Origin of the sequence: Burkholderia contaminans (assembly GCF_029633825.1) — a bacterium.
Lineage (GTDB): Bacteria > Pseudomonadota > Gammaproteobacteria > Burkholderiales > Burkholderiaceae > Burkholderia > Burkholderia contaminans.
This window is the reverse complement of sequence record NZ_CP090641.1, coordinates 1,583,466-1,605,492: the sequence shown is the minus strand read 5'-3', so window position 1 is coordinate 1,605,492 and position 22,027 is coordinate 1,583,466. Positions and strand designations below refer to the sequence as shown.

Sequence of the window (22,027 nt, the reverse complement as noted above, 5' to 3'; positions counted from 1 at the left end):
AGCCCGATCGGTGGAAACCGGTCGGGCTGTTTCGTTTTGGACTGCTGGTTCGGCGGTGCGGCGTGCCGATGCTCAGCGCTGGGTCAGCATCATGTACATCTGGACCACGACATCCGGCGAGAACGTGAACGGCACCCAGCCGTAGCCCGTGTGGCGGGCCACCAGCAGGCGGTCGCCGTTCGCCTGCTTCTGCACGGCCATCATCGGGTTCTTCGTCGTCACGAAGCGCCAGCCGGCCGGGATGCCGGGCGGCGGCTCCGGCTGCATCGACGCGCGCGCATGCGCGAGTTCCTCGATCAGCTGGCCCAGCTGCTCCGGATGCAGCGTGATCGATTCGCCGTTGATGGTCAGCGTGAGTTCGTTCTGCGTCGGGCGCGACACGTGCAGCGTCGCTTTGTCGGACGGGGCCGGGGCGACGTCGGCTTCGGCTTCGACTTCAACCGGCGCTTCGGCTTGCGCCGTCGCGACGACGGCCGTTTCGGCGTCGGCCGTCGAATCCACCGTTTCGGCCGCAGCCGGCGCGGGCGCGATCACGGCCGGCTCCGCCGCCGGCGTAGCGGCCGGCGCAGGTTCGACGACTTCGGCTGCAACTGCCGGGGCGGCGACTGCGCTCGTCGCGGCTTCCTTGACGACGGCCTCGACCAGCGCCTCGGCGTCGGCGATGGCCTTCGCGTGGTGCTGCGCAGCCGCTTCGGCTTGTGCGATCGCTTCGGCATGACGCTGCGTGACGGCCTCCGCCCGCGCGGTGGCATCGGCGTGGCGCTGCGCGGCCGCCTCGGCCTGCGCGATCGCTTCGGTATGGCGTTGCGTGACGGCTTCGGCCTCGGCGGTCGCCTCGGCATGACGCTGCGCGGCGGCTTGCGTTTCGGCGATCGCCTGCGTGTGCTGCTGCGCGAGCGCTTCGGCTTCCGCGATTGCAGCCGTGTGGCGTTGGGCGGCGGCTTCGGCTTCGGCGATGGCGGCTGCGTGACGCTGCGTGGCCGCTTCGGCCTCGGCGGTCGCTTCCGCGTGCCGCTTCGCGGCGGCTTCGGCTTCGGCAGTCGCGGCTGCATGGCGCTGCGCGGCCGCTTCGGCTTCGGTGGCTGCCGCGTGATGACGCTGCGCGGCGGCCTCGGCTTCGGCGATCGCTGCCGCGTGGCGCTGCGACGCTGCTTCGGCATCCGCATGACGTTGCGCGAGTGCTTCGGTCAGTGCGGTGGCTTCCGCATGGCGCTGCGACGCGGCTTCGGCTTGCGCGGTGGCATCGGTATGACGCTGGGCGGCGGCTTCGGCCGCGGCGGTCGCGCTGGCGTGGCGCTGCTGCGCAGCCTCGGCGTCGGCGGCTGCTGCCGTGTGGCGTTGTGCGGCGGCTAGCGCTTCGGCTTCCGCGGCGGCGTGACGCTCTGCCGCGGCCCGGGCCTCCGCTGCCGCGGCGCGTGCGAAGGCTTCCGCGCTGCGTGCCGCCTGCTGCGCGGCGTGGTGATCGTGGAGGAGCTGATCGACGCCCGTGGCGAGCGAAGCGATCTGATCGTTCAGGTTCATGCGTGTCTTCTCTGCGTAAGACCCGCGATTTTAACCGCTGCGCCGGTAGCGGGCCGTGCGGGACGTGTAACAAAGTGCGCAAAGCGGCGTGAAGCACGCCGCTTTGTGTTACTTCAGGTAGCCCGCGGAGCCGAACCAGTCGAGCGCGTCGCGCAGCCCTTCACGGTACGGGCGCGCCCGGTAGCCGAGCTCTTGCTCGGCCTTCGCGGACGTGAAATACATCTTGTTCTTCGACATCCGCAGCCCGTCCACGGTGACGAACGGCTCCTTCTTCGTGAACTTCGCGACCGCTTCCGCACCGACCGCGAGCGGGTAGAGCGGCCAGCGCGGCAGCGCGATCGTCGGCGCCTTGCGGCCCGTCATCTGCGCGATGTCGGCGAGCATCTGCTGCAGCGGCAGGTTCTCGCCGCCGAGGATGTAGCGCTCGCCGATCCGGCCGCGCTCGAGCGCGAGGAAGTGGCCGTGCGCGACGTCGTCCACGTGCACGAGGTTCAGCCCCGTGTCGACGAACGCGGGAATCTTGCCGAGCGCGGCTTCGACGATGATGCGGCCGGTCGGCGTCGGCTTCACGTCGCGCGGGCCGATCGGCGTCGACGGATTGACGATCACGGCCGGCAGCCCTTCGTCGGCGATCATCCGCTCGACCGCGCGTTCCGCGAGCACCTTGCTGCGCTTGTACACGCCGATCGCCTGCTCGGCCGTGAGCGGCCGGTTTTCGTCGGACGGGTCGCCGGCGCTCGTCACCTTCAGCGTCGCGACGCTGCTCGTGTAGACGATCCGCTCGACGCCTTCCGCGCGCGCCGCGCGCATCGTCGCGACCGCCCCTTCGAGGTTCGCGCGCTCGATCTCGTCGGGATCGGGCGCCCACAGCCGGTAGTCGGCTGCCACGTGCAGCAGGTAGCGCACGCCGCGTAGCGCGGCGCGCATCGACGCTTCGTCGCGCATGTCGCCGGTGACGATCTCGGCGTCGAGATCCGCCACGTTCGTGCGCGGGCTGGTCGGGCGCACGAGCACGCGCACCGCATAGCCTTTCTGCTGCGCAATGCGCGCGACGGCCGAGCCGACGAAGCCGGATGCGCCGGTGACGAGAACGAGATCGCGGGAGGTATCAGTCATGCGTTTCCTTCGGGGCCGCGCGCGGGCGGCGCGGCGGTTGAGCATCGGCGAGATTGTACGTGGTCGGCGCGTGCGGCGACGCCGGGCCGTGACGGGGCGAACGGGCTCCGACCCGTGTGCGAAGCGGCCGACGCGACTACAATGCCGGGCTTGAATGCAACGGGAGGGCGACGCGATGAGCCGCAATGAACTGGACGAACGGATCGAGACCTACTACGTGCGGGTGCGCGGCGTCGTGCAGGGCGTCGGCTTCCGTCATGCGACGGTGCGCGAGGCGCATGCGCTGAAGCTGCGCGGCTGGGTCGCGAATCTCGAGGACGGCACCGTCGAGGCGATGATCCAGGGCCCCGGCGCGCAGATCGACCGGATGCTCGCGTGGCTGCGCCACGGGCCGCCGGCCGCGCACGTGACCGAGGTGACGTTCGAGGAACGCCGGACCGAGAAGCGCTTCGAGCGTTTCCAGCAGCAGTAAGCGGCGCGGAACGATCATGACGGGGTATCCGGAGGCCGGGCGCGGCCTCGTGTTGTCGGTGATGGCATCGACGCTGTTCGCGCTGATGTCCGCCTACGCGAAACTGCTCGCGCCGCTCACGGGGCTCGACATCTTCGCGTGGCGCGTGTTGTGGACCGCACCGGGCGCGGTTGCGCTGATCGCGTTGCGCGGCCGCTGGCCGGCGCTCGTCGACCTCGTTCGGCGCAGCGTGCGCGACTGGCGCCTGCTGATTGCGCTGCCCGTGAGCGCCGGGCTGCTCGGCGCGCAGTTGTGGCTGTTCCTGTGGGCGCCGCTGCACGGCCGCATGCTCGAAGTGTCGCTCGGCTATTTCCTGCTGCCGCTGACGATGGTGCTCGTCGGCCGCTTCTACTATCACGAGCGGCTCGATCCGCTGCAATGGGCGGCGGTCGCGTGCGCCGCGCTCGGCGTCGCGCACGAGGTGTGGGCGACGCGCGCGTTCGCGTGGCCGACGCTCGTCGTCGCGCTCGGCTATCCGCCGTATTTCGTGCTGCGCCGGCGGATCAATGCCGATTCGCTCGCCGCGTTCGCGGTCGAGATCGCGCTGCTGTGCCCGGTCGCGTTCGCGATGGTCGCGACGAGCCTGACGCAGGTGGCCGACCATCCGGTGCTGTGGGCCGCGCTGCTGCCGGGCCTCGGCGTGCTCAGCACGCTCGCGCTCGCGAGCTACCTGAAGGCGAGCCGGATGCTGCCGATGGCGCTGTTCGGGATTCTCGGCTACGTCGAACCCGTGCTGCTCGTCGCGGTGTCGCTGCTGCTGCTCGGCGAGACGCTGAGCGTGGCGAAGCTCGCGACGTACGGGCCGATCTGGGTCGCCGTTGCACTGACCGCGTGGCACAGCGCGATACTGATGATGCGGCGCTTGCCCACGCGCGGATAAGCGTCGATCGCGATGCGGCCGTTGCATGCCGCGTGCCGTGTCGTGCAACGCAAAACGACCACGCCGCAGCGGTCGAACGCATCGATGCTGGCCGCAAACTGGCGTCGCGCTGACGCGAGTCTGGCGACGCTGCCCGCTTTGCGCGACAAGGCTCGCGCGTGTAATCGAACAGAAGATTCGGTTGCACTTTGTTACTTAGGGTCTCCCCGGATCGGCCATTAGACTGGCCTTACCGACTTCCCTACGTATGCAGCTTTTCAATGAACGGTCATCTCCGTGCCTGGCCGGCCGGGTTGGCGCGACGCGGGCATACGCGCATCGCCGCTGATCGCGCTCGCCTTCCTCTCCCCGATCTATCTTCCGGTGCGTGCCGCACCGCCGTCGTGCAGGTGTGCTCATGTCGTTGAGCACGCCGCCTTCCGCTAGGTTTTCACCGTCGCGCAGCGGCCGCCTGGTCGAAGTCGATTTCTTCCGCGGCATCGTGCTGTTGATGATCGTCGTCGATCACATCGGCGCGAGCGTGCTGTCGCGCGTCACGCTGCACGCGTTCGCGCTGTGCGATGCGGCCGAGGTCTTCGTCTTTCTCGGCGGCTTCGCAACCGCGAGCGCCTATGGCGCGATTGCCGAGCGGCACGGCGCGCGCGCCGCGCAAAAGCGCTTCGTGCGCCGCGCGATGCAGATCTACCGCGCGTTTCTCGCAACCTCGACGCTGATGCTCGTCGTGTCGGCCGTGCTCGACCACTTCGGGATCGATGCGCCGAACCTCGCGCTCGACGACGTCAGCGTGATGCTCGCGTCGCCGCTCACCGGTGCAGCCGAGCTGCTGACCTTCCAGCGCCAGCCGTATCTCGCGTCGGTGCTGCCGATGTACGTGCTGTTCGCGCTCGCGTCGCCGGTGCTCGTGCCGTTCGCGCGGCGGCATCCGTGGCTGCTCGTCGCGCTGAGCATCGCGTCATGGCTGACGGCCGGCTGGCTCGGCCCCGAGCTGCTGGATTCCGACGGGTTCCGCTGGAGCTTCAATCCGTTCGCGTGGCAGCTGATGTTCGTCGCCGGCGTGCTCGCGCGCTGCCAGCCGTTCTACCGGCGCGTCGCGCTCGGGCGCTGGGGGGCCGCCGCGACCGGGCTCGCGTGCGCGGTCGTGCTCGGCTGCGCGAGCTACAAGCTGTTCTCGGGGCTGCCGCTGCCGGAAGGCGTGTTCAAGCGCGATCTCGCGCTGCCGCGCGTCGTGAGCTTCGCGGCCATTGCGTGGGTGATGGCCGACTGCGTGCGCTTCGGCTGGATCGCGCGGATCGCGCAGGGCGTGCGGCCCGTCGTGGCCGTGGGCCAGCGCGGGCTGATCTGCTTCGTCGCGGGCGCGGCGATCTCGCTCGTCATCGATTCGCTGCTGCATCCGGTCGTGCGCAGCGCGGATCTGCGGCATGTCGGCGTAGGCCTCGCTGCCGACGCGTGCGCGCTCGGGCTGATGATGGCCGTGGCCGGTTCGGGAACGTGGATCGCGCGGTGGCGCGGCGCGGCCGCGTGAGCGGCGCGGGACGCAGGGCGTGCGGCACGGAGCGTGCTGCGCGGCGTCAGTGAGGTGAGCCGATACGGGAGCGGGGAACGGCGGTGGCGTCGTCGGATTCGGCGTCGTCGCGTTCGTCGGGCGCCGGATCGTCGTGTTCCGCGAGTACCGCGTCGGCTTCGGCCGCGGCGCGCGCGGCCCGTATCGCGGTGCAGCGCTGAGCGTGCCGGATGTCCGACAGTATCCTCAACAGCCGCGTTGCTTTGCTTTTCATCGTCTTCTCCCGCCAGTGCGCATCGCGCGAAGCGGATGCGTTTCCTGCATCCAGTGTAGGACGCGTTCGCGTGCCTGGCGGGAGAATGTGGCGTGCACGCCGCACGCCGAGGGATATTACTTACTGCGCGGCGGCGGCGCCCTGTGCCTGCAGCGCTTCTTCGCGGCGTTCTTCCGCACAACGCTGGTGCTGGCGCGACAGGCGGTTCATCAGCGGCAGCAGCAGCAGCGCGAGCAGCATGCCGATCGCGGCGAGCCAGCCGAGCTTCTCGAACAGCGACAGGTAGAGCGGCAGCGATTCGGTGGCCGGCAGATCGTGCGACGGCATCTGCGCGAAGTTCGCGACGACGCTGCCCAGATACTGCGACACGCCCGTTGCGACGAAGTACGCACCCATCATGAAGCCGCTCATGCGCGCCGGCACGTAGCGGGCGATCATCGCGAGGCCGAGGCCGCTCACCAGCAGTTCGCCGAGCGAGTAGAGGCCGTAGCCCCACACCATGAACCACGACGACACACGGCCGTCGACCGCGTAGCGGCCGCTGATCGTGAACACCAGGTAGCCTGCGGCCACTGCGCCGAAGCCGAGCGCGTACTTCGCGGCGACCGGCAGGTCACGGCCGCCCTTCGCGACGGCGTTGTAGACCCACACGAGCACCGGGCTCAGCAGCATGATCCAGATCGGGTTCAGCGCCTGGAACTGCGCGGCGCTCCACGTGAACAGCGTCGTACCGAACAGCATGAAGCGCGGATCGACGTTGCGCAGCGCGAACAGCGTCAGCGACGTCGACATCTGCACGTAGAAGATGAAGAACAGGATCACCTGGCCGATCAGCACGAGCGCCGCGATCAGGCCCGCGCGCTCCGAGCGCTCCGACTTCGCGATCATGTACGCGAAGATCGCGAGGATCGCGAACGCGGCCGTCCACACGCTGGCGACGGCGAGCTGCTTGTGCTGCAGCACGTACAGCGTGATCAGCGCGAGCCCGACACCGCCCAGCGCGACCGCGCCGAGGCGCTTCCAGCGGATCGGCTGGTCGTCCGGCAGCGAGCCGACGTGCGCGAGCGTGCGATGCATCAGCATGAAGTTGAGGATCGCGAGCAGCATGCCGCCGCAGCAGACCGCGAACGCGGTGTGCCAGCCCCAGTGATCCTTGATCCACGGCGTCGCGAGCATCGACACCGTCGAGCCGATGTTGACCGCCATGTAGTAGATGGTGAACGCGCTGTCGATGCGCGCGTCGTCGCCTTCATAGATGCGGCGCACGAGGTTGGCCGCATTGGCCTTGAACAGGCCGTTGCCGACGACGATCACGCCGAGCGACGCGTACATGTACGTCAGGTGATCGTTCGGTACCGACAGCATCAGGTAGCCGGCGCACAGCACGGACGCGCCGATGATCATCGTGCGACGGGCGCCGAGCACCTTGTCGCCGATCCAGCCGCCGATCGACGGCGCCGCGTAGACGAGTGCGGTGAACGCACCCCAGGTCAGGTTCGCATGGCTGTCGGTGAAACCGAGCCGGTCGACCATGAAGAGGACCAGGAGCGCGGCCATGCCGTAGTAGCCGAAGCGCTCCCACATTTCGATGAGGAAGACCGTCGTGAACGATCGGGTTTGTGAAACAGGTGGTTGCATCATCAATCTCGTTTGAAACGGACGGCACGGATCGCGCGTCGTCTTTTTTGGGGTCGAACTCGCGCCGGTGCACAATGGGGCCGGGTAGGCTTCGTGCTGGCGATGGAACAGTCGGGCGGTTAGCCCGGGCCGGGGTCTGACGCCGCCTGGTGTGGCGGCGAGGGGCCCCGACCGGCGCGCGCATGGTAGCGGCTACCGGTCCGGTGCGTCACGTACCTGCCACCTAGGGAAACTCCTAATGTGGCAGTAGCTTTCAGGAACATTCGTCTCATCATCTATTTGTAAGCTTTCGTGCCGGCTCTCCGAAGATTCCCGGAGAGCCGCTTGCAGCTTGCCTGTGAAGCCGGCGAGTCTGGCAAGATAGCGCGTCGTTTCGCTCGCTTCGTGTCCCGTTTAGTGCACCGGGCTTGACACCGAAGACGGGCGCGAACCCGAAGACTAAGCTATATCGTTCTAACTTAGTTATTTTCCATCAAACATTTTTTGACGATCACTTTTCGGCCTGCTATGGTTCCCCCCACTGAAAACTCGCGGTCCGCAGACGCTGCCGCTCTCGGCAGCAAGATTCGCGCGTTGCGCCAACGACTCAAGCGCACGCTCGACGACACCGCTACCGCCGCGGGGATTTCGAAGCCGTTTCTGTCTCAAGTCGAACGCGGGCTCGCGTCGCCGTCGCTGACATCGTTGGCCGGTATCGCGCACGCGCTCGGCGTGACGGTGCAGTACTTCGTGGATACGCCGAGCGAGGAACGCTCGGTTTGCCGAGGCGAGCAGTTGCGCTTCTTCGGGTTTGCCGATTCGGCGAACCTGTTCGCGAGGCTGACGAACGTATCCGAAGGGCGCCAGCTGGAGGCGATCCTCGTGAGGATGCCGCCGGGGCAGAAGCGGTCTGAGGTGACGACACACGCAGGAGAGGAGTTCCTGTATGTGATTGAAGGGGAAGTGTCGCTGACGCTGGAAGGCAAGACGTTCGTCCTGCAGGCCGGCGACAGCTCGCACTATCAGTCGACGGTCCCGCACAGCTGGGTCAACACCGCGAAGATCGAGTCGGTGGTGGTCTGGGTCGGTACGCCTAGGCTGTTCTAACGCACAGGTATTCCTTCGTTTCGAAGACGGAATGCCTGTCGAAAGAAACGTAAGGAATACTAAAATGCTATACGAGAATCACGGGCCTCCTCAATCGCTGCACCCGTCAGCGTCTCACGCGTAAGCCGCGGCATCCGCCGCGCGACGCTCACCGAACAACCCTTCTCAAGACTGCCACGATGAAATCCTTGCATGCCATGTCGGCCGTGCTGGCCGCGCTCGCCCTGACGCCTGCCGCCCACGCCGTTACCGTTCCGTCGAACGTCGCGCTCGCGCCCCAACAGGACCTGACGCGACAGGTGCCTGCCGAAGTCGAGTCGCTCGACCCCGCGCACATCGAATCGTGGACCGGCAACACGATCGGCCTCGACCTGTTCGAAGGGCTGGCCCGCATCGATGCCGCCGGCCAGGTCGTGCCCGGTGTCGCGCTGTCGTGGGAGCGCAAGTCGCCGACGACGTGGATCTTCAAGCTTCGCCGTGACGCGAAGTGGAGCAACGGCCAGCCGGTGACGGCCGCCGATTTCGTCTATTCGTGGCAGCGCCTCGTCGATCCGAAGACGGGCTCGAAATACACGATCCTCGTCGAGTTCATCAGGAACTCGAAGGACATCATCGCGGGCAAGGCCGCGCCGTCGACGCTCGGCGTGCGCGCGGTCGATCCGTACACGCTCGAAGTGACGACCGACGTGCCCGTCGCGTTCTTCCCCGAGCTGACCGCGATGGCGCCGCTCGTGCCGGTGAACAAGGACGCGGTCGCGAAGTTCGGCGATGCATGGACGCGCCCGGGCAACCTCGTCAGCAACGGCGCATACCAGCTCGTCGACTGGCAGCCGAACAACCGCATCGTGATCTCGAAGGATGCGAAGTACTGGAACGCGCCGAAGGTCGTGATCAACAAGGTCACGTACCTGCCGATCGAAAGCGACGAAACCGCGATGCGCATGTACCAGGCCGGCCAGATCGACTACAGCTACTCGATCCCGTCGGGCATCTTCCAGCAGGTCAGCAAGCAGTTCGGCGGCGAGCTTCGCCAGGGCCTGCAGCTCGCGACGTACTACTACTACCTGAACAACAGCGACGCGGCGCTGAAGGACAAGCGCGTGCGCCAGGCGCTGTCGATGGTGATCGATCGCGACGTGCTCACGTCGAAGCTCACGCAGGCCGGCGAGAAGCCGATGTACGGCCTGATGCCGAACGGTACGAAGGGCGTGCAGCAACCGTTCACGCCGGAATGGGCGTCGTGGCCGATGGCCAAGCGCATCGCGGCCGCGAAGGACCTGCTCAAGCAGGCCGGTTACTCGGACGCGAAGCCGCTGTCGTTCACGCTCACGTACAACACCAACGACCTGCACAAGAAGGTCGCGCTGTTCACTTCATCGGAGTGGCGCACGAAGCTCGGCGTCAACACGAAGCTCGAGAACGTCGAATTCAAGGTGCTGATGAAGCAGCGGCATGACGGCAAGGTGCAGATCGCGCGCGACGGCTGGTTCGCCGACTACAACGACGCGATGACCTTCTTCGACCTGATCCGCTGCGGCAGCGCGCAGAACACCGTCGGCTACTGCAACAAGCAGGTCGACGCGCTCGTCGACGAAGGCAACCAGAAGCTCGACGACCAGGCGCGCGCCGCGCTGCTCACGCAGGCGCACGACACGGCGCTGAACGACACGCCGATGGTGCCGCTGTTCCAGTATTCGGCCGACCGTCTCGTGAAGTCGTACGTGGGCGGCTATTCGCTGAAGAACGTGATCGACATGCGTGCTTCGCAGGACATGTACCTGATCAAGCACTGAGCCCGGAGCGATCATGCTGGCCTACGCATTGAGGCGCACGTTGTGGGCGGTGCCGACGATCCTCGCGGTCGTCACCGTCTGCTACCTGCTCCTGCATTTCACGCCCGGCGGCCCGTTCGATACGGAGAAGCAGCTGTCCGCCGCCACGCTCGCGAACCTGAACGCGAAGTACCACCTCGACGAGCCGCTGTGGAAGCAGTACCTGCTGTACCTGAACGCGCTGCTGCACGGCGATCTCGGCCCGTCGTTCCGCTACGTCGACTGGTCCGTGAACGATCTCGTGAAGAAGGCGCTGCCCGTGAGCCTCGGCGTGGGCGGCGTGTCGATCCCGATCTCGATCGTGTGCGGCGTGCTGCTCGGCACCGTCGCGGCCGTGCGCCGCGACAGTTTCATCGACCGCTTCGTGATGCTGATCGGCAACTTCGGCAACGTCATCCCGCCGTTCGTGCTCGGCCCCGTGCTCGTGTGGATCTTCGCGATCCTGCTGAAGACGTCGTCCGGCAACGGCTGGCTGCCGGCGGGCGGCTGGGGTGACGGCGGCTGGCAGTACCGGCTGCTGCCGATCGTGCTGCTGACCTTCATCAACATGTCGCTGCTCGCACGCGTGATGCGCGGCTCGATGATCGAGACGCTGTCGAGCAACTACATCCGCACCGCGCGCGCGAAGGGCCTGCCGGGCTCGACGATCGTGCTGCGCCATGCGCTCAAACCCGCACTGATGCCGGTCGTGTCGCTGTTCGGCACGGTCTGCATCACGTCGATCACGGCGGCCGTCGTCACCGAATCGGTGTTCGCGCTGCCGGGCCTCGGGCAGCTCGTCGTGAACGGCGCGATCAACCGCGATTACACGCTGGTGCTCGGTCTCGTCGTGCTGACGACCGTCTTCGCGGTGCTGTTCAACCTGCTGGTCGACCTCGCGTACGCATGGCTCGATCCGCGCATCCGTTATTGAGCGAGGCACAGCGATGACTCCGACCACTCCCGCCGTCGGCCTGCCCGTGCAGACCGATTCGCCGCCGCGCTCGCGCTCGCCGCTCGAGCTCGCGTTCGCGCGCTTCCTTCACAACCGCGCGGCGCTGTTCAGCCTCGCGCTGCTCGCGCTGATCACGCTCGCCTGTTTCGTCGGCCCGTGGCTGCTCGCGGCCGATCCCGCCGCGAGCGACTGGGGCTCCATCAGCCTGCCGCCGACCTGGGCGAACCAGCACTGGTTCGGCACCGACGAGCTCGGCCGCGACCTGCTCGTGCGCACGCTGATCGGCGGCCGCGTTTCGATCGAGGTCGGCCTGCTCGGCACGCTCGTGTCGGGCCTGTTCGGCGTCGCGTGGGGCGCGACCGCGGGCTTCGCGGGCGGCCGCGTCGACTCCGTGATGATGCGCGTCGTCGACATGATGTACGCGATCCCGTACCTGCTGATCGCGATCCTGATGATGACGCTGTTCGGCCGCTCGTTCATGCTGGTCGTGCTGACCATCAGCGCGTTCTCGTGGATCGACATGGCGCGTGTCGTGCGCGGCCAGACGCTGTCGCTGCGCAATCGCGAGTTCGTCGACGCGGCACGTGCGATCGGCGTGACGCCGACGTCGATCGTGCTGCGCCACGTCGTGCCGAACCTGCTCGGCGTGGTCGTCGTGTACGCGACGGTCTCGGTGCCGGGCATCGTGCTGACCGAATCGGTGCTGTCGTTCCTCGGCCTCGGCGTGCAGGAACCGATGACGAGCTGGGGCGTGCTGATCCAGGACGGCGCGCAGAAACTGGAATCGATGCCGTGGCTGCTGCTGGCCCCGGCCGTCATGCTGTGCGTGACGCTTTACTGCGTGAACTTCGTCGGCGATGGCCTGCGTGACGCGCTCGACCCGAAGGATCGCTGAGATGGCTGCACTACTTGAAGTCGATAACCTCGGCGTGCGCTTCACGCGCAAGGATGCGCCGCCGGTCGACGCCGTGAGCGGCGTGTCGTTCTCGCTCGAAGCCGGCAAGACGCTCGGCATCGTCGGCGAATCGGGCTCGGGCAAGAGCCAGACCGTGATGGCGCTGCTCGGCCTGCTGGCCGGCAACGGCACGACGACGGGCGCCGCGCGCTATCGCGGCGACAACCTGCTCGAGATGGATGCGCGCGCGCTGAACAAGGTGCGCGGCGACCGGATCGCGATGATCTTCCAGGATCCGATGACGTCGCTCAATCCGTTCCTGACGATCGAGCGGCAGATGACCGAGACGCTGCAGCTGCATCGCAAGCTGTCGCGCAAGGAAGCCACGAAGCGCGCGATCGAGGCGCTCGAATCGGTGCGGATCCCCGACGCGGCACGCCGCATCCGCATGTATCCGCACGAGTTCTCGGGCGGCATGCGCCAGCGCGTGATGATCGCGATGGCGCTCCTGTCCGAGCCGGAAATCCTGATCGCCGACGAGCCGACCACCGCGCTCGACGTGACCGTGCAGGCACAGATCATCGACCTGCTGCGCGAGCTGAACCGCGAGCGCGGCACCGCGATCGTGCTGATCACGCACGACATGGGCGTGGTCGCCGGCCTCGCGGACGACGTGATGGTCATGTATGCGGGCCGCACCGTCGAATACGCGCCGGCCGAATCGATCTTCGCGGCGCCGTCGCATCCGTACACGATCGGCCTGCTCAACGCGCTGCCGCGCCTGACCGACGCGTACGATGCGCCGCTCGTCGCGATTCCCGGCAATCCGCCGATGCCCGGCACCGCGCCGGCCGGCTGTGCATTCGCGAAGCGCTGCACGTATGCGGAAGAACGCTGCGGCACGGCGCGCCCCGCGCTCGAAACCTATGGCGCCGCGGGCGCGGTGCGCGCGTGCCACCGCCCCGTGGCCGATCTGACGGGAGGTCTGCGATGAGCGTCGATGAACGCCAGAATGCCGGCGCGACGGACGACACGCTGCTGTCCGTCGACGGTCTGAAAGTGCATTTCCGCGTGCCGCTCGGCGGCTATCCGTGGTCGCCGAAGGGGACGCTGCGCGCCGTCGACGGCGTGTCGTTCGACGTGAAGCGCGGCGAGACGGTCGGGCTCGTCGGCGAATCGGGCTGCGGGAAGTCGACGCTTGCGCGTGCGCTGATCGGCCTCGTGCCGATGACGGCGGGCACGGTGAAATGGCGCGGCGAAGCCGTGGCGCCCGATCACCTGCGCGGCACCACGATGCGGCGCGAAGTGCAGATGATCTTCCAGGATCCGCTCGCGTCGCTCGACCCGCGCATGACGATCGAACAGGTCGTCGCGGAGCCGCTCGTCACGCACCAGGCCGGCCTCGGCCGCACCGAGGTGCGCCGCCGCGTGGTCACGATGCTCGAGCGCGTCGGCCTGAACGCGCATCACCTGCTGCGTTATCCGCACGAATTTTCCGGCGGGCAGTGCCAGCGCGTAGGTATCGCACGCGCACTGATCGGCGAGCCGAAGCTCGTGATCTGCGACGAACCCGTATCGGCGCTCGACGTGTCGATCCAGGCGCAGATCGTGAACCTGCTGCGCGACCTTCAACGCGAACTGTCGTTGTCCTATCTGTTCGTTGCGCACGATCTGGCGGTGGTGAAGGCCATCAGCCAGCGTGTGCTCGTGATGTATCTCGGCCGCGTGATGGAGTTCGGCACGCGGCATGACGTGTACGGCGTGCCGCAGCACCCGTACACGAAGGCGCTGCTCGACGCGGCGCCGACGCCGGAGCCGGCGCGCGAGCGTGCTCGCCGTCCGATGCTGCTGGCGGGCGAGATGCCCTCGCCGCTCAACCCGCCGTCCGGCTGCGCGTTCCGCACGCGCTGCCCGGTCGCGATCGAAGCGTGCGCGCAGGACGTGCCGCTGCCGGAAGTTCGGCAGGGGTCGGCCGCGCGTGTCGCGTGCATCCGCGCGGGTGTGGCGTGAGCTGAAGTGACGCAGCAAACATAACCAAGGCAGGTCAACAGGGGTAGGTGCGGCGCGAACGATCTTCGCGCCGCGGGTACAGGCGCGTCCTTGATCGGGCGCGCCGGGGGGCCGGGCGCGGATCGCAACCGGCGTGGACGATATCAACACAAGACGAGAATTACGATGAAAAAACAGAAGACGATCGGGACGGCATCGAAAATGCTGCTTGCCTGGGGGCTGCCGGCACTCGCCGGTGTTTCGCTGACGGGCGTCGCGCACGCCGACGACGCGGCCCCCGCCCCGCTGACGGTCGCACAGGCCGCACCGGGCACGACCGTTGCGCAGGCAACGACCCCGAACGCCGTCATCAACGCCGAAGCGAACCAGGCCGTCACGCCGCCCGACGAGCCGTCGGCGCAGTCGCAGTCGAAGGGCTTCATCGCCGACAGCCATCTCAACTTCCTGTTCCGCAACTATGCGGACGTGCTCGACGCCAAGGGCGGGCCGCATCGCCACGCGTGGGTCCAGGGCGCGATGGCGAACTTCGAGTCGGGCTATACGACGGGCCTGATCGGTATCGGTTTCGACGCATCGCTGTATGCGGCGCTGAAGCTCGACGGCGGCCAGGGCGCCGGCAGCATGGTGCACATCGCGAAGGGCGGCGGTGGCGGCAACCAGCTCGCGTGGGCCTATCCCGGCATCTACGACGTGAAGGCGCGCATCTCGAACACGGTGGTCAAGTACGGTCTGCAGGCCGTCGACAACCCGTTCATGGAGCAGCACGACAACCGTGCGCTGCCGCCGACGTTTCTCGGTGCGACGCTCGTCAGCAATGAATTCAAGAACGTGATGCTCGAGGCCGGCAGCTTCACGAAGACCGACGCGCGTGGCCATACGACGCTTACCAACCTGACGACGCAATACGGCGGCACGCGCATCAACCGCCTGTCGTACGTCGGCGGCACGTGGGACTACTCGCCGAACGGCGAAATCGCGCTGTACGCGAACCAGGCCGACGACGTGTGGCACCAGTACTACGCGTCGGTGAAGCACAGCATCGGCAGCCCGCAGACGATCAAGTGGACGGGCTTCGGCAACGTCTATTCGACGCACGACACGGGCGATGCGCTGCAAGGCAAGATCAACAACAATGCATACAGCCTGTCGCTGGCCGCGCAGCACGGCCCGCACGAGCTGCTGCTCGGCTTCCAGCAGGTGCTCGGCGACCAGTTCTTCGACTACCTGAACGAAACGAACGGCATCTTCCTGACCAACTCGATGGACGTCGACTACAACGCGCCGCACGAAAAGTCGCTGCAGCTGCGTTACACGTTCTACGGCAAGGAAGCGGGCCTGCCGGGCTTCAAGGCGATGGTCTGGGGCGTGACGGGCTGGGGGGCGGACGGCAGCGCGGGCGCGGCGAACGACCCGAGCAAGTCGAGCATCTACTGGAGCAACGGCGCACCGGTGCAGGGCCGTCACCACGAGTTCGGCTTCATCCCGTCGTACACGTTCCAGAGCGGCAAGCTGAAGGACACGAAGGTCACGTTCATCGCAATGTGGCACGCCGGTTCGGCACACTACTCGGACGCGACGAACACCGAGTACCGCCTGGTCGTGAACCTGCCGCTGCACGCGTTCTGATCGCAGGGGGCGCAGGCGCCCCCGCCTCGCACGGCCGGCCTTCGATCGAAACGATCAGGCCGGCTTGTGCAGCCCCGCGACCGGATCGTTCGCAGCGGGCATGTCTTCCACGAGCGACGTGAGCTGGCGGCCCGTATCGCGCCATGCATCGAGGCCGCCGCGCAGCGCGAGCGCATCGGTGAAGCCGGCGTCGAGCAGGCGCTTCGCCATCAGCGCGGCCGTGAACTCGTTCGGGCACGAGCAGTACACGACGAACTTCTGCGAGAACGGATAACGCGAGACGATGTCGCCGATCTGGCGTTCGTCGGCGAACTGCGCGCCGGGAATCGTGAACGGGTCGAGCTTGCGGTGCTCGGGCGAGCGCACGTCGAGGACCACCGGCGCGGACGTATCGCGCAGCATCGCGTCGAGCTCGTCGACGCCGACCCGCGCGCTCGCGAGCTGGCGGATCAGCGCGCGGCGGCGCATCCAGCGGATCGCCGCATACACCGCCAGCACCGCGGCGGCCACCAGCAGCGCCGCGCGGCCGAGCTGGCCCGCACCGGCGAACAGCCAGTCGATCTGGCGAGCGAATATCAGCCCGACCATCAGCCCGACGATCGTCCACAGCGCGGCGCCGAGCGCATCGTAGCCGACGAACGTGCGATAGCGGGTGCCGAACGCGCCGGCCATCGGCACCGACACGAGCGACAGCCCCGGAATGAAGCGTGCGACGGCGAGCACCCGCACGCCATAGCGGCCGAAGAAGCGTTCGGTTTTCTTCACGCAGCTGTCACGCGACAGCGACAGGCGGCAGATCGTCTTCAGCGTCGTGCCGCCGAAGCGCCGGCCGGCGAGGTACCACACGGTGTCGCCGATCAGTGCGCCGAGCACCGACAGCGCGACCACCGTGACCAGTTGCGAGCCGATCATCGCCGGATGCATCGCGGACATCGCGCCGAACAACACGAGCGTCGGCATCGCGGGCACCGGCAGCCCGATGGCCGCCGCGAGCACGTTGGCGAAGACGAGAAGCGGCCCGTATTGGGCGACGAGGTCACGGAGGAGCATGACGGCTGGCCGAAAAGGAAACGCGCGCGGAAAGCACGCAGATGGGCCGATTATCGGCCTTTTTCAAGTCAGCGGCGGGAATAACTCAAAGGGCCTGGCGGCCGCAGGGAGTGCACGGTGAGCCGGTGCGTTGCGCGCGGCTCACCGTTCGAAATCAGGAGGAGGTGCGGGCGAGCGACGCGGCGCCGTGGTTTTCGCCGGGGAGCTCGGCGCCGTGCGAGCGGATCGCCGCGATCAGTTCGGCCGGCGTGATCTCGTAGCGGACTTCGCGGTGGATGCCGGGCTTGCGTTCGTCGATCTCGATCAGCAGCACGCTCTTGCCGTCGCCGGTCGCTTCGAGCCGGAGCGAGCGCAGTTCGCGACCGTCGGTCGGGTCGTGTTCGGTGAGCAGGGTCATTGCCCCGGATGAGCCGGTAGTGCGCATCGAACCTATCCTCGTATCGTGGATGCCGTGGTGGCGAAGATGTCTTTCTTGAATACAGCTTGGCGCAGTTTAACGCGAACGGGCCGCAATTCGGAGCAATTTCGTTGGGGGGAATTGAGGGCTGAACCACCGATCCTTCAGATGTTTGAGCCGCGCGGGGCGGGCGTTTGCGCCCGATCGGGCGCAGCCGCGGCCGGTGCCTGACCGCCGTTCTCGGCCGGGCCGGCCCGGGCGGCGACACGCGGCGCGGCGCGTGCCGCCGCGGCGGCCTCGGAAGCGGTCGGCGAGCCCCATCGCCGGGTCGCTGACCGAGTGGCGGCCGGTTTCGACGCGGTCTGGTCGGCGACGCGGCGCGAGAAATTCGCGTCGCTGTCGGCGGTGACGATGAAGTCGTACCCGTGGCCGGTCGAGTCGAGTTTCCAGTGCAGCTCGGCCTGGTCGCCGGCGCGCACCGTCACCGTCCACGTGGTACCGGTGCCGTGGCCATGACCGTGGCTGTTGCCGTTTTCGTTGCCCTGGCGATGACCGCGATCGTCATGCGCCCCGCGGCCGGACAGCAGCCCGTGGACCGGATTCGACTTCACGGTGAAGCGCACCGTGCCGCCGCCGTGGTGGCGCGGCGTCAGGTGAAGGTTGCCGCTCGCCCCCGCATAGCCGGCGCGAACTTTCGGCTGCGGTGCGCGCGCACCGGCCAGGCGGCTGAGGTCGCCCGTGGAGCGGAGGTGATAGCCGTTCGGGCCCAGCACCCACAGGTCATATTTACCGCCGTTGTCGGCGCGCGCGGCCCAGTCGCCGTGCAGCGTCTTGCCCGGTTCGACGACGTAGCGCCGCGGCAGGCGGTCGAGATGCAGCTTGTCATAGACGTGAAACACGGCGGCGGTGCGGCCCGTGTTCGCGAACGTCAGCGTGACCGTGCCGTTGCCGGCATCGGCACGCGCGCTCGCATGCAGTTCGTAAGGCAGCGCGCGCGACGGGCGCACGCCGGTCGCCTGGGCGGGCAGCGACGGCGCGGCCGGCGGCACGATCTTCGGCGCGGACTGTTGCGCGGTGCTCGGCGCGTCGACCGGGCTTTTCGTCGTATGGCCCGCGAGCGTCGGCACACGCCGGCCCGGCGCATGCCGGGGTGGGCGGCGCCGAGTCCAGGGAGACGCCGTGACGTCGACGTGATGAAGACATGGCATCGCATGTCGTGCGCGTAACGTTGCGCGCGCAACGATTGATCGGAGAGCGACGCACGATGGAACGGGTCAGGAATTACCGGCTGCGATGTGAGAGTCGGTCGGATTTTTCCTGTTCGCGATGGCGTGGCGTGATCGCATGTCGTTGCGAGTGCAACGGCATCGCATGGCGCCCGTGTTTCAAATGCGTGAAATCGGATAAGCTCGACGGGTTGCTGCGCAGGTGCGCAGCCCGCGCGACTGGCGCGACTTTTCGGAACCGGCCCACCCATGACCGACATCACGATCCGGCACAGCGAGACGCACGACGTCGACGCGATCCGGCAAATCGCCGCGCATCCCGCGGTGTACGCGAATACGTTGCAGCATCCGTTTCCGTCGCTCGAGAAATGGCAGAAGCGGCTCGACGGCGCGCGCGAGCACGGCGTGAGCCTCGTCGCCGAAATCGACGGCGTGGTGGTCGGCCATCTCGGCCTGCATCCCGAACAGAATCCGCGCCGTCGCCATGCAGCAGGGCTCGGCATGATGGTCGACGCGGCGCGCCACGGGCGCGGCGTCGGCAGCCGGTTGCTCGCGGCTGCGATCGATCTCGCGGAAAACTGGCTGAACATCACGCGTCTCGAGCTGACCGTGTTCGCCGACAACCGCGCGGCCATCGCGCTCTACGAGAAGCATGGCTTCCGGGTCGAGGGTGAATCGCCGGGCTATGCATTGCGCGACGGCGTGCATGAGTCCGTGTATCACATGGCGCGGATCAAGGCGCGGCAGTGAAGGCTCGGCCGCCACGTATCCGACAGCACGCTCGGCCGCGATGTCGCGCGTCATATTCATTCGAGAATTCGTTCGTTTTCTCCCGGCTGTGCCCGTCGTATCGTCAAAGGATTTGCCGGCCGCCTCGGCCGCCGTGCGCATTTCCGTAACGATCACGCGCGGCGTTGCACGTCGGCAGGCTTCAGCGTCATCGCTTCATGGCTGTAACTCACAACCATCGCTTCGCGCGCCGCACCTTCCCGCAACCGTCTCTTTCAACGGACCCGCTTCGATGAAAACTGCTCTCCGGAATCTGACTGCCGCCTGCCTGCTCGCCGCCGCGGGTGCGGCGCTTGCCGCTGCCACGCCCACGGGCGCCCCGGTGGCGAGCGCGGCGCCTGATGGCGCGCACCTGCCGCCCGGCATCGCGTGGCAGCACGGCGACGTCGACGCCGCCTTCGCATTGGCGAAGCGCACCGGCAAGCCGCTGCTGCTCTACTGGGGCGCGGTGTGGTGCCCGTCGTGCAACCAGGTGAAATCGACGATCTTCAGCCAGCAGGCATTCAAAGCCCGCTCGTCGTTCTTCGTGCCCGTGTATCTCGACGGCGATACCGAAAGCGCGCAGAAGCTCGGCGAGCGTTTCAAGGTGCACGGTTATCCGACGATGATCCTGTTCCGCCCCGACGGCACCGAAGTGACGCGGCTGCCGGGCGAAGCCGATCTCGATCGCTACATGCAGGCGCTGTCGCTCGGGATGACGGCCGCGCACCCGGTGCGGCAGACGCTCACGACCGCGCTGAAGAATGGCGCATCGCTGACGCCGGACGAATGGCGCCTGCTGGCCGACTATTCGTGGGATACCGACGGCGCGCTGCCGGTGGCGGCCGATCGCGTCGCCGAGACGCTGCAGACGCTCGCGCAACGCGCGCGGGCGGCCGGCGCGAAAGCCGAATCGGCGCGCTTCGCGCTGAAGTCGGCCGTGGTCGCCGCGTCCGACGATCCGGCGCAGGCCGGCGCGCTCGACAAGGCGGCGCTTGCCGATTCGCTGCGCACGGTGCTGCAGGATCCGGTGTTGTCGCGCGCCGATTCGGACGTGCTGGTCGCGGCGCCCGCGCGCGTGGTCGCGTATCTCGGCGGCGACGACGCGCAGCGTGCGAAATTGCGCGGCGCATATGACACGGCGCTTGCGCGCCTGTCGACCGACACCACGCTGTCGTCGATCGACCGGCTGATGGCGCTGCACGGCCGCGTGCTGCTCGCGCGCGGCGATGCAAGCAAGGGTGCACCGCTTGCCGCGCCCGCGCTGGCCGACACGGCGCGCAAGCAGATCGCCGCGTCGGTGCAGGGCGCCGCGAATGCGTACGAGCGGCAGGCGCTCGTCAGCGAAGGCGCGGACACGCTGACCGACGCGGGGCTGTACGACGAGTCGGATGCGTTGCTGAAGGCCGAGCTGCCGCGTTCGGCCACGCCGTACTACTTCATGTCCGGGCTGGCTGCGAATGCGAAGGCGCGCGGCGACAAGGCCGCGGCGCTCGACTGGTACCGCAAGGCCTATGACTCGGCGAGCGGGCCGGCGACGAAGCTGCGCTGGGGCGCGACCTACTTTGCGAATGCGGTCCAGCTGGCGCCGGACGATTCGGCGCGCATCGAAGGGATTGCCGCGAGCGTGCTCGCGCAGGCCGACAAGACGCGCGACGCGTTCTACGGCGCTAACCTGCGCGCGCTGACCAAGGTCGTCACGCAGCTGAACCGCTGGCGCGGCAGCGGCGCACACGATGCATCGGTCAAATCGATCGCGAAGCAGTTCGACGGCATCTGTGGGAAACTGCCCGCCGGCGATCCGCAGGCAAGCGCCTGCGCGCGCCTGATCCAGCCGGTCAAGGCATAGATCCGGTGGCACTGCACGGGCTTTCGGGATGCCTTCCGGCGCTTGTCCCGATACTCACTAGGCCACCGACACCATGCCCCACCTGACGCTCGAATACTCCGCGAACCTCGACGGGTTCGACGCCGGCGCGACCTTGTGCGCGCTCAATGCCGCGCTTGCCGCGTCCGGTCATTTCAGCGAGCTCGACATCAAGAGCCGCGCGCTGCGGTTCGATACGTTCGCGGTCGGCACGTCGCCGGCGCCGCGCGCGTTCGTCCACGCGAAGCTCGCGGTGCTGAGCGGCCGGACGACCGACGTCAAACGTGAATTTTCCGAGCAGGTGCTGGCGGAACTGAAGCGGCACGTCGTTGCGCCGCCCGGCACGCACCTGCAGCTGAGCGCGGAAATACTCGAACTGGAACGCGAGTCCTACGCGAAAGCGAGCATCGAGCCGCGCTGAGCGGACGGTGCGGTGCGTGCTCCGCGAGCCGGGAGCGTGGTGCTGATGCGCGCACGGCCGGCGGATTCGAAACCGGACTATTGGCCCGTGGAGTACGCGCCGCGATTGCCGTCGCCGGCGCCCGCGGCCCGCGGCGCACCCTGCTGCCGCGCGATCTTCGCCTCGGCGGCCTGAATGCTGGCCGGGTAGAACCAGTCGCTCGGCTGGAAGCCGGCTTTTCTCAGTGCAACCACTTCGGAATGAACTTCGGCGCGCGTGAGCGGCTGGCTGGTTTGCGCCTGCGCGGCGAGGGGCGCGGCGAAGGCGGCAGCGAGGGCGATGGTGCGGATGAGCGGGTTCATGAGCGGATACCTCCAGGTTTTCGACGGTGACGATCGCATGCGATCACCGTCGAAAGCAGTGTAGGCCTCGCCCGACGCGCGAAAAATGCCGCTGCGACCAACGTAGTGTTTTGCTGCGGATAACAATGAGCGA

At 67.8% G+C, this 22,027-nt stretch carries 20 protein-coding genes and 1 pseudogene; 13 read left to right on the top strand and 8 right to left on the bottom strand.

What is annotated here, in order from left to right:
* Positions 1 to 72: 72 nt before the first annotated feature.
* Positions 73 to 1,521 carry a hypothetical protein gene (locus tag LXE91_RS24860; RefSeq protein ID WP_039349549.1) on the bottom strand — a complete coding sequence of 483 codons (1,449 nt, stop codon included), beginning with the start codon at positions 1,519 to 1,521 and terminating at the stop codon, positions 73 to 75.
* Positions 1,522 to 1,629: 108 nt separating this feature from the next.
* Positions 1,630 to 2,637: a hopanoid-associated sugar epimerase gene (hpnA, locus tag LXE91_RS24855; protein WP_039349552.1), complete on the bottom strand. Its 1,008-nt coding sequence runs from the start codon at positions 2,635 to 2,637 to the stop codon at positions 1,630 to 1,632.
* Positions 2,638 to 2,812: 175 nt separating this feature from the next.
* Between hpnA and LXE91_RS24850 the strand changes: the two genes are divergently transcribed.
* The 3 genes from LXE91_RS24850 to LXE91_RS24840 all read left to right on the top strand — a co-directional run bounded on the left by LXE91_RS24850 (position 2,813) and on the right by LXE91_RS24840 (position 5,550).
* Entirely contained in the window at positions 2,813 to 3,109 is a 297-nt protein-coding gene (locus LXE91_RS24850) for an acylphosphatase (protein WP_039349555.1), read from the top strand.
* Positions 3,110 to 3,125: 16 nt separating this feature from the next.
* Complete coding sequence (gene rarD / locus LXE91_RS24845) at positions 3,126 to 4,028, top strand: EamA family transporter RarD (RefSeq protein ID WP_039349557.1); 903 nt, start codon at positions 3,126 to 3,128, stop codon at positions 4,026 to 4,028.
* Between the two features lie 397 nt (positions 4,029 to 4,425).
* Positions 4,426 to 5,550 carry an OpgC domain-containing protein gene (locus LXE91_RS24840; RefSeq protein WP_039349560.1) on the top strand — a complete coding sequence of 375 codons (1,125 nt, stop codon included), beginning with the start codon at positions 4,426 to 4,428 and terminating at the stop codon, positions 5,548 to 5,550.
* Between the two features lie 46 nt (positions 5,551 to 5,596).
* On the opposite strand, the gene LXE91_RS24835 is transcribed toward LXE91_RS24840, so the two are convergent.
* On the bottom strand, positions 5,597 to 5,803 hold the full coding sequence (locus LXE91_RS24835) for a hypothetical protein (protein WP_039349563.1): 207 nt from the start codon (positions 5,801 to 5,803) through the stop codon (positions 5,597 to 5,599).
* A 120-nt stretch (positions 5,804 to 5,923) separates the two neighbouring features.
* Positions 5,924 to 7,444, bottom strand: coding sequence for a peptide MFS transporter (locus LXE91_RS24830; RefSeq protein WP_039349566.1), 1,521 nt, complete (start codon positions 7,442 to 7,444; stop codon positions 5,924 to 5,926).
* Positions 7,445 to 7,948: 504 nt separating this feature from the next.
* Between LXE91_RS24830 and LXE91_RS24825 the strand changes: the two genes are divergently transcribed.
* The 7 genes from LXE91_RS24825 (at position 7,949) to LXE91_RS24795 (ending at position 15,824) form a co-directional block, all read left to right on the top strand.
* Positions 7,949 to 8,527 (top strand): cupin domain-containing protein, encoded by a 579-nt coding sequence (locus LXE91_RS24825; protein WP_039349569.1) that lies wholly within the window; start codon positions 7,949 to 7,951, stop codon positions 8,525 to 8,527.
* A 179-nt stretch (positions 8,528 to 8,706) separates the two neighbouring features.
* Positions 8,707 to 10,320, top strand: coding sequence for a peptide ABC transporter substrate-binding protein (locus tag LXE91_RS24820; RefSeq protein WP_039349573.1), 1,614 nt, complete (start codon positions 8,707 to 8,709; stop codon positions 10,318 to 10,320).
* A gap of 13 nt (positions 10,321 to 10,333) precedes the next feature.
* The gene (locus LXE91_RS24815) at positions 10,334 to 11,272 is read left to right on the top strand and encodes an ABC transporter permease subunit (protein WP_039349576.1); all 939 of its coding nucleotides are present in this window, start codon (positions 10,334 to 10,336) and stop codon (positions 11,270 to 11,272) included.
* A 13-nt stretch (positions 11,273 to 11,285) separates the two neighbouring features.
* Positions 11,286 to 12,188, top strand: a complete 903-nt coding sequence (locus LXE91_RS24810; protein ID WP_039349583.1) for an ABC transporter permease — start codon at positions 11,286 to 11,288, stop codon at positions 12,186 to 12,188.
* Position 12,189: 1 nt separating this feature from the next.
* The gene (locus LXE91_RS24805) at positions 12,190 to 13,182 is read left to right on the top strand and encodes an ABC transporter ATP-binding protein (RefSeq protein ID WP_039349585.1); all 993 of its coding nucleotides are present in this window, start codon (positions 12,190 to 12,192) and stop codon (positions 13,180 to 13,182) included.
* Positions 13,179 to 14,198, top strand: a complete 1,020-nt coding sequence (locus tag LXE91_RS24800) for an ABC transporter ATP-binding protein (protein ID WP_039349587.1) — start codon at positions 13,179 to 13,181, stop codon at positions 14,196 to 14,198. The genes LXE91_RS24805 and LXE91_RS24800 overlap by 4 nt, the downstream gene beginning before the upstream one ends.
* A 165-nt stretch (positions 14,199 to 14,363) precedes the next feature.
* Entirely contained in the window at positions 14,364 to 15,824 is a 1,461-nt protein-coding gene (locus LXE91_RS24795) for an OprD family porin (RefSeq protein ID WP_039349592.1), read from the top strand.
* Between the two features lie 54 nt (positions 15,825 to 15,878).
* Here LXE91_RS24795 and LXE91_RS24790 read toward each other — a convergent pair whose 3' ends face one another.
* The 3 genes and pseudogenes from LXE91_RS24790 to LXE91_RS24780 form a co-directional block, all read right to left on the bottom strand.
* Positions 15,879 to 16,874, bottom strand: coding sequence for a DedA family protein/thiosulfate sulfurtransferase GlpE (locus LXE91_RS24790; protein ID WP_039349594.1), 996 nt, complete (start codon positions 16,872 to 16,874; stop codon positions 15,879 to 15,881).
* A gap of 154 nt (positions 16,875 to 17,028) precedes the next feature.
* Entirely contained in the window at positions 17,029 to 17,298 is a 270-nt protein-coding gene (locus tag LXE91_RS24785; RefSeq protein ID WP_039349596.1) for a hypothetical protein, read from the bottom strand.
* Between the two features lie 273 nt (positions 17,299 to 17,571).
* Positions 17,572 to 18,398 (bottom strand): annotated as a pseudogene (locus LXE91_RS24780) (phospholipase domain-containing protein); the annotation flags it as partial.
* A 348-nt stretch (positions 18,399 to 18,746) separates the two neighbouring features.
* Here LXE91_RS24780 and LXE91_RS24775 point away from each other — a divergent pair.
* From LXE91_RS24775 to LXE91_RS24765, 3 genes are all read left to right on the top strand, one after another.
* The gene (locus LXE91_RS24775; RefSeq protein WP_039349598.1) at positions 18,747 to 19,247 is read left to right on the top strand and encodes a GNAT family N-acetyltransferase; all 501 of its coding nucleotides are present in this window, start codon (positions 18,747 to 18,749) and stop codon (positions 19,245 to 19,247) included.
* A gap of 271 nt (positions 19,248 to 19,518) precedes the next feature.
* Positions 19,519 to 21,114 carry a thioredoxin family protein gene (locus tag LXE91_RS24770; protein ID WP_039349599.1) on the top strand — a complete coding sequence of 532 codons (1,596 nt, stop codon included), beginning with the start codon at positions 19,519 to 19,521 and terminating at the stop codon, positions 21,112 to 21,114.
* A 73-nt stretch (positions 21,115 to 21,187) separates the two neighbouring features.
* Entirely contained in the window at positions 21,188 to 21,553 is a 366-nt protein-coding gene (locus tag LXE91_RS24765) for a 5-carboxymethyl-2-hydroxymuconate Delta-isomerase (protein ID WP_039349603.1), read from the top strand.
* A 77-nt stretch (positions 21,554 to 21,630) separates the two neighbouring features.
* Here LXE91_RS24765 and LXE91_RS24760 read toward each other — a convergent pair whose 3' ends face one another.
* Positions 21,631 to 21,894, bottom strand: coding sequence for a DUF4148 domain-containing protein (locus LXE91_RS24760; protein ID WP_039349606.1), 264 nt, complete (start codon positions 21,892 to 21,894; stop codon positions 21,631 to 21,633).
* Positions 21,895 to 22,027 lie beyond the last annotated feature (133 nt).

Coding starts and splice junctions, on each gene's coding strand:
- LXE91_RS24860 (WP_039349549.1), bottom strand. CDS start 1,521: ATGAACCTGAACGATCAGATCGCTTCGCTCGCCACGGGCGTCGATCAG.
- hpnA (WP_039349552.1), bottom strand. CDS start 2,637: ATGACTGATACCTCCCGCGATCTCGTTCTCGTCACCGGCGCATCCGGC.
- LXE91_RS24850 (WP_039349555.1), top strand. CDS start 2,813: ATGAGCCGCAATGAACTGGACGAACGGATCGAGACCTACTACGTGCGG.
- rarD (WP_039349557.1), top strand. CDS start 3,126: ATGACGGGGTATCCGGAGGCCGGGCGCGGCCTCGTGTTGTCGGTGATG.
- LXE91_RS24840 (WP_039349560.1), top strand. CDS start 4,426: ATGTCGTTGAGCACGCCGCCTTCCGCTAGGTTTTCACCGTCGCGCAGC.
- LXE91_RS24835 (WP_039349563.1), bottom strand. CDS start 5,803: ATGAAAAGCAAAGCAACGCGGCTGTTGAGGATACTGTCGGACATCCGG.
- LXE91_RS24830 (WP_039349566.1), bottom strand. CDS start 7,444: ATGATGCAACCACCTGTTTCACAAACCCGATCGTTCACGACGGTCTTC.
- LXE91_RS24825 (WP_039349569.1), top strand. CDS start 7,949: ATGGTTCCCCCCACTGAAAACTCGCGGTCCGCAGACGCTGCCGCTCTC.
- LXE91_RS24820 (WP_039349573.1), top strand. CDS start 8,707: ATGAAATCCTTGCATGCCATGTCGGCCGTGCTGGCCGCGCTCGCCCTG.
- LXE91_RS24815 (WP_039349576.1), top strand. CDS start 10,334: ATGCTGGCCTACGCATTGAGGCGCACGTTGTGGGCGGTGCCGACGATC.
- LXE91_RS24810 (WP_039349583.1), top strand. CDS start 11,286: ATGACTCCGACCACTCCCGCCGTCGGCCTGCCCGTGCAGACCGATTCG.
- LXE91_RS24805 (WP_039349585.1), top strand. CDS start 12,190: ATGGCTGCACTACTTGAAGTCGATAACCTCGGCGTGCGCTTCACGCGC.
- LXE91_RS24800 (WP_039349587.1), top strand. CDS start 13,179: ATGAGCGTCGATGAACGCCAGAATGCCGGCGCGACGGACGACACGCTG.
- LXE91_RS24795 (WP_039349592.1), top strand. CDS start 14,364: ATGAAAAAACAGAAGACGATCGGGACGGCATCGAAAATGCTGCTTGCC.
- LXE91_RS24790 (WP_039349594.1), bottom strand. CDS start 16,874: ATGCTCCTCCGTGACCTCGTCGCCCAATACGGGCCGCTTCTCGTCTTC.
- LXE91_RS24785 (WP_039349596.1), bottom strand. CDS start 17,298: ATGCGCACTACCGGCTCATCCGGGGCAATGACCCTGCTCACCGAACAC.
- LXE91_RS24775 (WP_039349598.1), top strand. CDS start 18,747: ATGACCGACATCACGATCCGGCACAGCGAGACGCACGACGTCGACGCG.
- LXE91_RS24770 (WP_039349599.1), top strand. CDS start 19,519: ATGAAAACTGCTCTCCGGAATCTGACTGCCGCCTGCCTGCTCGCCGCC.
- LXE91_RS24765 (WP_039349603.1), top strand. CDS start 21,188: ATGCCCCACCTGACGCTCGAATACTCCGCGAACCTCGACGGGTTCGAC.
- LXE91_RS24760 (WP_039349606.1), bottom strand. CDS start 21,894: ATGAACCCGCTCATCCGCACCATCGCCCTCGCTGCCGCCTTCGCCGCG.